Here is a 7172-nt window from a genome sequence, read left to right on the forward strand (position 1 = left end):
GTCTACCACTTATACACAAAGCGCTCAAAAAAGAGGGATACTTACTGTGTAAATATCCCTCTGTGGTTGTAGATTTATTTTTACTATCCGCCCATCGTCATTTCTAATATGGGGGCTAGAAGGTTTCCCTCCCGACCAAGGCGAGTATGATAAACCTGCCGATAAGCAAATACATTTTTTACATAATCTCGGGTTTCTCTGTAAGGAATAAGTTCAACCCATAGCTCAGCCGGCATTGCTTCTTCTGGTAACCAACGCTTAATACGATGATACCCAGCGTTATAAGATGCTGTAGCTAACACCTCATTGCCGTGGTTTTTCTTTTTTAAATACTGTAAATAACGAGTCCCAAGACGAATGTTGGTTTTTGGTTGATACAAACGACGATTAGAAACCGTGCCTTTATTAATATACTTTGCCGTACTCGGTAATAGCTGCATTAACCCGCGTGCATTTGCATGGGAGCGCGCATCAGGTGCAAATGAGCTTTCGCGACGTGCTATAGCAATACTCCAAGTTAGGTCAATTTTGCTTCGCTTGCTGTAACGCTCAAACATTTCTTGAAATGCAAAAGGGAAACGCAAATCCACATAATCCCATGCTTTTATTTTTGCTAGGGTGAATATAGTACTATCAAACCAATCCAGCTCGGCTGCAAGTACCGACGCAGCTAATTTTTCATCATCAGCTGAGGTATCAGTTAAATAATTCCACTCGCGTCGAGCAGCAGTAAAGCGCTCTAACTCATACAAAGCTTTGGCACGCTTAAAGCCCGGTGCATTACTCACTCTTGTTACTAAAGCTTGATTTACATTAACGGGCAACTCATTTAAATCAACCGGTATGCCCAAACGTGCAGCGGCTAAAAAGCCGTAATAATCACGATTAGCGGCCACTTTAGTCCAAATTGCCTTGGCTTTTTCATGATCTGCGCGTTTGTCATAACTATAAGCAAGCCAATACTGTTGCCCTAAGCTAAGATTTTCTTTACCTGTAAAAAATGCCGCAATTCCCTCCCAATCTTGGGTTTTGAGTAGATTAGCTAACTGCCATTGCATTAATTTACGATCTTGGCGCTCTTTGGGTACTTTATTTAAATAGAAGCTCGCTTGGCTATGGCCGCTCGACGCCAATGAAAGCGCAAAGGTATAATATACATCCGCTTTTTCATCATCAGTGTAATCAAATAACCCCTCAATTTTTTGCCATGCCTTTAATGCCAACTCTTTATCACGCCAAATTAAACGCTTAATACCGTAAAGCGCTATTTCACCCTCTTTCACTGTTTTGCGCTTATAACGGTATAACCCCGCCGCTGCACTTGGGTCACGTCTTACTTTTGAGTATAAATCGGCTAAGTAGCGCTCATTGGCTGGCAACAATGTTTTTAAATAAGGCAGTAAACGATAAGACCCACCTTGTGCCGCTAAAGTGACACGTTGCCAAACAACATCGGGCGTTAAATAACCATTTTGACGCCAGCGTTTAAAAAGGCCATCGCATTCACTTGGCTGCGACTCACCCACTGTCCATAAGTCGGTTACCTGATTGAGTATTGCTTTTTTAGGCGCACCAAGATCAAGCTGAAAAGTAAGGTGGGTACAAGTAAGCTCACTGTCAGAGGTTTCACGGTAGTTTTTAATAAACGCTGCTTTTTGATTTCTGCGTTTTAAATAGTTTAACCATGCTTTACGCACTGGCCACTCTAATGGCGTATGTTCATAAATAGTGAGAAAATTTTCTATCTCTGTTTGGTGGGCTAAGCTTGGGTAACGTTCCCAATAGGCTTTTTCAACATACGGTTTAAGCGGATGAGACAATGAATCCACCGCTTCTTTAAAATTTTGATAATTGCCATAGCGCGCCTGTTTTTCAGCGTCTAAAAATGCATCAATATCAGTTTTCGCGTTGGCAGAGGGGAAAGAGAAAAATAGAGTCGCTGCCGCTACGCTTAATAAGTATTTTTTCATAATGTCCTTTAGGGCATAGTAACCTTCAAGGCTGACGAAGTGTGGCGAAGAGTAAGTAAACAACAGCACATACACAGCTGTACTATTTATTCTAATAAAACCCAAGCTATGAACACTAAGACAGCGCAATAAAATGAATAAAGAAAACTTTCAAACCCACCTTAGCACCAAACCAGCTATATTTTAACCAGACGTTTGTAACCAAGATAAATTTTTCGTTGCATTTTTAATTTAAAGCAAGCACACTGGTCTGAATATGAACTCATCGTACCAGTCTTAGTTCATCAACTAGGGAGAATAATAATGTTATATAAAAGCGATTCCTTTGAAGTTAGCTTCGTGAAGGAAAACATCGCCGAGTTTAAGTTTTGTGCTACAGGTTCTGTAAACACATTATCACAACAAACTCTTTCAGATTGCGCGGCAGCATTAAAAGAATTAGCCGCTAACGCTGATATTAAAGGCATGATTTTTACCAGTGATAAAGACCACTTTATTATTGGTGCAGATATCTTCGAATTTTTACCTACTTTTACTAAACCTGAAACAGAATTAGTAACGTGGATCAAAAATGCAACTGACGTTTTTGATGCAATTGAAGATTTACCATTTCCAACACTAAGTGTTATAAACGGCTTGGCGCTTGGCGGCGGCTGTGAGTGGGCACTTGCTACCGATTATCGTGTTGCAAGTGACTCAGCAAAAATGGGTTTACCAGAAGTTAAATTAGGCATAATGCCTGGATTTGGCGGTACAGTGCGCCTTCCGCGCATTGTTGGCGCCGATAACGCGATGATGTGGATCACCACAGGTAACGAAAATCGCGCAGCTGATGCCCTTAAAGTAGGTGCGTTTGACGCAGTAGTTAGTGCCAACAAACTACAAGAGTCAAGTATAGCAACATTAGAATTAGCGATTGCTGGCAAGCTAGATTGGCAAGCAAAACGCGCTGTAAAATTACAACCGCTTAAATTAAACCGTGTTGAGCAAGGCATGAGCTTTGCAATGGCAGAAGGTATGGTAATGGGTAAAACCAAAGGCCACTATCCTGCTCCAGTTATGGCCGTTCGCACTATTAAAGCAGCAGCAAACTGCTCACGCGCAGAAGCAATGGCAATTGAAAATGCCAACTTTGCAAAGCTTGCTCGTACCAACGAAGCAGCCGCGCAAACAGGTATCTTTTTAGCGGATCAATACATTAAAGGTAAAGCACGTAAATTTGCTAAGCACAGCGATGTAGAAATTAAACAAGCTGCTGTATTAGGCGCAGGTATTATGGGCGGCGGTATTGCATACCAATCTGCTTATAAAGGTACACCAATCATAATGAAAGACATCCAACAGGATGCACTTGATTTAGGTATGGGTGAAGCGTCTAAGCTATTAGGTGCAAAAGTTAAGCGCGGCCATATGCCAATGGAAAAAATGCTAGCAACGCTTAGCAAAATCAAACCGACGCTTAATGATGCAGACCTACAAAACGCCAACATTATTGTTGAAGCGGTAGTAGAGAACCCTAAAGTGAAGCAAGCCGTACTTGCTGATCTTGAAAAGAATATGCCTGAAGGCACTGTGCTCACGTCAAATACATCGACTATTTGTATTGACCTACTTGCAGAAGCACTTGAAAAACCAGAAAACTTCTGTGGTATGCACTTTTTCAACCCAGTACCAAAAATGCCATTAGTAGAAATTATCCGTGGTGCAAAAACCTCAGATAAAACCATTAATGCCGTAGTTGATTACGCACTTAAACTAGGTAAATCGCCGATTGTTGTTAACGATTGCCCAGGCTTTTTTGTAAACCGTGTTTTATTCCCTTACTTTGCAGGCTTTAGCAAATTAGTGGTTGAAGGCGCTAACTTTGCAAAAGTAGATAAAGTCATGGAAAACGTATTTGGCTGGCCTATGGGTCCGGCTTACCTACTTGATGTAGTCGGTATTGATACTGCTTTCCATTGTACTGGCGTAATGGCAGACGGCTTCCCTGAACGTATGGCGCGTGCAGAGAAAGATCCAGTGACTGTTTTTGCTAACGAAAAACGTTTTGGTCAAAAGAACAAAGCAGGTTTTTACAAGTATGAAACAGACCGTCGCGGTCGTCTTAAAAAATCGCATGACCAAACAGCGATTGAACTACTCGCACCAATTACAGACGCACCAAAAGAATTTGATAAACAAGAAATCATTGACCGTTGTATGATCCCAATGATCAACGAAGTGCTACTTTGTTTACAAGAAGGCATTGTTGCTTCTCCTCAAGAAGCTGATATGGCACTTGTATACGGTGTTGGTTTCCCTCCATTTAGAGGCGGCGCGTTCCGTTACTTAGATCAAACAGGTTTAGCTAACTTTGTTGCAGCAGCAGACAAATACGCTCACCTAGGTGCGATTTACCAAGTATCAGAGCAAACTCGCAAGTGGGCTGAAGAAGGCCGTGTTTTCTATAAGGTGGAAGGTTAATATCATGAATAATCCAGTAATTGTAGATTGTATCCGCACACCAATGGGTCGCTCAAAAGGCGGCGTATTTAAAAACAAACGTGCAGAAGACTTAAGCGCTCATTTAATGAAAGGCTTATTAGAACGTAATCCAGCAGTTGACCCTGCGTCAATTGACGATATTTATTGGGGTTGTGTACAGCAAACTTTAGAGCAAGGCTTTAACGTTGCACGTAACGCATCTCTACTTGCAGGCATTCCACATTCAGTGCCAGCAACCACAGTGAACCGTTTATGTGGCTCATCAATGCAAGCATTGCATGATGCTGCTCGCGCTATTATGACTGGCGCTGGCGATACTTACCTAATTGGTGGTGTTGAGCACATGGGCCACGTACCTATGACTCACGGTAACGACTTTCACCCAGGCTTAGCTACATCAATTGCACAAGCATCTGGCTCTATGGGTTTAACTGCTGAGTACCTTGCTACTATTCACGGTATTAGCCGTGAGCAACAAGATGAGTTTGCTTACCGCTCGCATCAACGTGCACATGCTGCAACAGTTGAAGGGCGTTTCCGCCGCGAAATTTTAGCAATGGAAGGTCACGATGCTGACGGTTCACTTATCCTTGTTGAAGATGATGAAGTAATTCGCCCTGAAACAACCGTTGAAGGCTTATCGCAACTTCGTCCAGTATTTAACCCTGCTACGGGTTCTGTTACAGCGGGTACGTCTTCAGCACTTTCTGATGGCGCATCAGCTATGTTAGTGATGAGCGAAGAAAAAGCAAAAGAACTTGGCTTACCAATTCGTGCATATATTCGCGCGATGGCCGTTGCCGGTTGCGATCCATCAATCATGGGTTACGGCCCAGTACCAGCAAGTAAAAAAGCATTGGCACAAGCTGGTATTACTATTGATGACATCGATGTTGCTGAACTTAACGAAGCATTCGCAGCACAATCATTACCCGTACTTAAAGACTTAGGTTTAGCGGATGTGGTTGACGAAAAAGTGAATTTAAATGGCGGCGCTATCGCACTGGGTCACCCGCTGGGTTGTTCGGGTTCGCGTATTAGCACCTCACTTATTCACTTAATGGAAGACAAAAACGCAAAATACGGTTTAGCGACTATGTGTATTGGTTTAGGCCAAGGCATCGCAACTGTATTTGAACGTGTTCAAGACTAATTAGTGTTGAATATGTAAAACCAGCTTGGTGATTAAAAAGGCGAACTAGCGCAAGTTAGTTCGCCTTTTTTATGCCACCCGCTTTTGCAGGTTTAAAATGAATAATGTGATCGGGTGCATTAAATTTATTTCAGGTTATCTATTAATAAGTTGAGCTGTTTTGTTATACGTAAAATAGTTAACCAACAGCTTTATTTGCGCTAAACTACCCGACCTAACCAAGCCACGACTATTTTTGCAGGTAATTTTTATGAGCTTTGATAACCCCGATCACCAATTAGATGCTACCGGCCTTCGCTGCCCAGAACCTGTGATGATGGTGCGCGCTGCTATTCGCAAAATGAGCGAGGGTGAAACACTGCTTATTATTGCCGACGACCCTTCAACCACCCGCGACATCCCCAGCTTCTGCACCTTCATGGATCACACGTTGGTGGCTAAAGAAGTCGATTCAGTACCGTATAGATATTTAGTGAAGAAAGGGCTACCCTAAACCTTTTGTTGCTTTTTCATTTTATTTAAAACTTTAACCAAGGCTTCAATGAGCTGATTGATCATTCCAATTTTTATTCCACTCTTTTGAAATGTGACTTTACTTAACTCGTTTTTCAACCTCTGTAAAAAGTCAAATTCATCCATTAACCAATCGGTAAGGTTTGCTTTATATCTATCAGTAATGAAATCGCTGTAAAGGTAAATTTGCTCAACAGTCCAGTTTTCTGATACAGCTTTAGCAAAGCATTCATGATCTTTTAAGGTGGAAAATATACTAATAGTTCGATACTCATTATATATTTTCATATCAACTTCCTTTGTCCAGCCCCTGTGGATCTCCTTTTCAATAGCATCAATGGCTTTCAATTCATTAGTTTTCTTAACTTCAGCCAATATACTTTCAAACTTTTGGTTTAACTCTTTGCTCCCGAACTGCTCAAGTTGATATCCGAACCTTCCACTTACCGGAACCGGAGTTTTAAATTTTTTTGGTAGATACTGCTCTAAAATACTTTTTATAGGAGGCTTGCCATCAATGGATATGCCTTTAACACTTTCAATAAACTTATATTTAAATAGCTCATTTATAACATCAACAGAATTAAACCAACGTAATAATTCAGGTTCCTTTTCCTTAATTATATTTACAAGCTGGTTTACATAATCAGGTATTTTTTCTTCATCCGCTTCTGTTAGGATTGTAATCCCCCTCTTCAATAATAAGTCGATAGTTAAAACTTGGACTGGATAATATTTTTGTAAAACCTCTTCTATACTGAATGTCTTACAGAAAGCTATGTGCTCAACCAATAATTGAGATTCTATTTGCGGAAGGTTTAGATGCTCCTCAATATTACTGACATTAGCTTTATCTTTCTTCTCTGTATCAAAACCTGGAATTTTAAAGTTTATATTTTCTTTTGACTGAGATTTTATTTTTTCAACATTACAACCTAACTCCATTTGCATGAAATAAATTTTCATCACATCACCAAACAAAGCTTTTCTACCTTCCAAAATATCTAGGTTACTTGAACTATCATCACTTTCTATTTCCTCAATTAAAGAAC

The 7172-nt window shown here is 40.8% G+C and carries 4 protein-coding genes and 1 pseudogene; 3 read left to right on the forward strand and 2 right to left on the reverse strand.

All coding sequences use genetic code 11. From position 1 onward, the window contains the following. Window positions 1-83 precede the first annotated feature (83 nt). Complete coding sequence (locus tag QL984_RS15740; protein WP_013463653.1) at window positions 84-1970, reverse strand: lytic transglycosylase domain-containing protein; 1887 nt, start codon at window positions 1968-1970, stop codon at window positions 84-86. A gap of 303 nt (window positions 1971-2273) precedes the next feature. On the opposite strand from QL984_RS15740, the gene fadB reads away from it, so the two are divergent. The 3 genes from fadB (at window position 2274) to tusA (ending at window position 6100) form a co-directional block, all read left to right on the forward strand. Then, a complete protein-coding gene (gene fadB, locus QL984_RS15745; RefSeq protein ID WP_013463652.1) occupies window positions 2274-4433 on the forward strand; it encodes a fatty acid oxidation complex subunit alpha FadB in 2160 nt (719 codons plus the stop codon). Between the two features lie 4 nt (window positions 4434-4437). Next, window positions 4438-5607, forward strand: coding sequence for an acetyl-CoA C-acyltransferase FadA (fadA, locus tag QL984_RS15750; protein ID WP_013463651.1), 1170 nt, complete (start codon window positions 4438-4440; stop codon window positions 5605-5607). Between the two features lie 250 nt (window positions 5608-5857). Continuing rightward, the gene (gene tusA / locus QL984_RS15755) at window positions 5858-6100 is read left to right on the forward strand and encodes a sulfurtransferase TusA (protein WP_013463650.1); all 243 of its coding nucleotides are present in this window, start codon (window positions 5858-5860) and stop codon (window positions 6098-6100) included. Here tusA and QL984_RS15760 read toward each other — a convergent pair. Beyond that, window positions 6097-7172: pseudogene (locus tag QL984_RS15760) on the reverse strand (hypothetical protein); the annotation flags it as partial. The gene tusA and the pseudogene QL984_RS15760 overlap by 4 nt on opposite strands.

The sequence above is a fragment of the Pseudoalteromonas sp. APC 3495 genome (genome assembly GCF_030407645.1).
In the GTDB taxonomy this organism is placed as follows: Bacteria; Pseudomonadota; Gammaproteobacteria; order Enterobacterales; family Alteromonadaceae; genus Pseudoalteromonas; species Pseudoalteromonas tetraodonis.

Excerpts from the sequence above, each read along its gene's own strand:
- fadA (WP_013463651.1), top strand. The coding sequence starts at position 4,438 with ATGAATAATCCAGTAATTGTAGATTGTATCCGCACACCAATGGGTCGC.
- QL984_RS15740 (WP_013463653.1), bottom strand. The coding sequence starts at position 1,970 with ATGAAAAAATACTTATTAAGCGTAGCGGCAGCGACTCTATTTTTCTCT.
- fadB (WP_013463652.1), top strand. The coding sequence starts at position 2,274 with ATGTTATATAAAAGCGATTCCTTTGAAGTTAGCTTCGTGAAGGAAAAC.
- tusA (WP_013463650.1), top strand. The coding sequence starts at position 5,858 with ATGAGCTTTGATAACCCCGATCACCAATTAGATGCTACCGGCCTTCGC.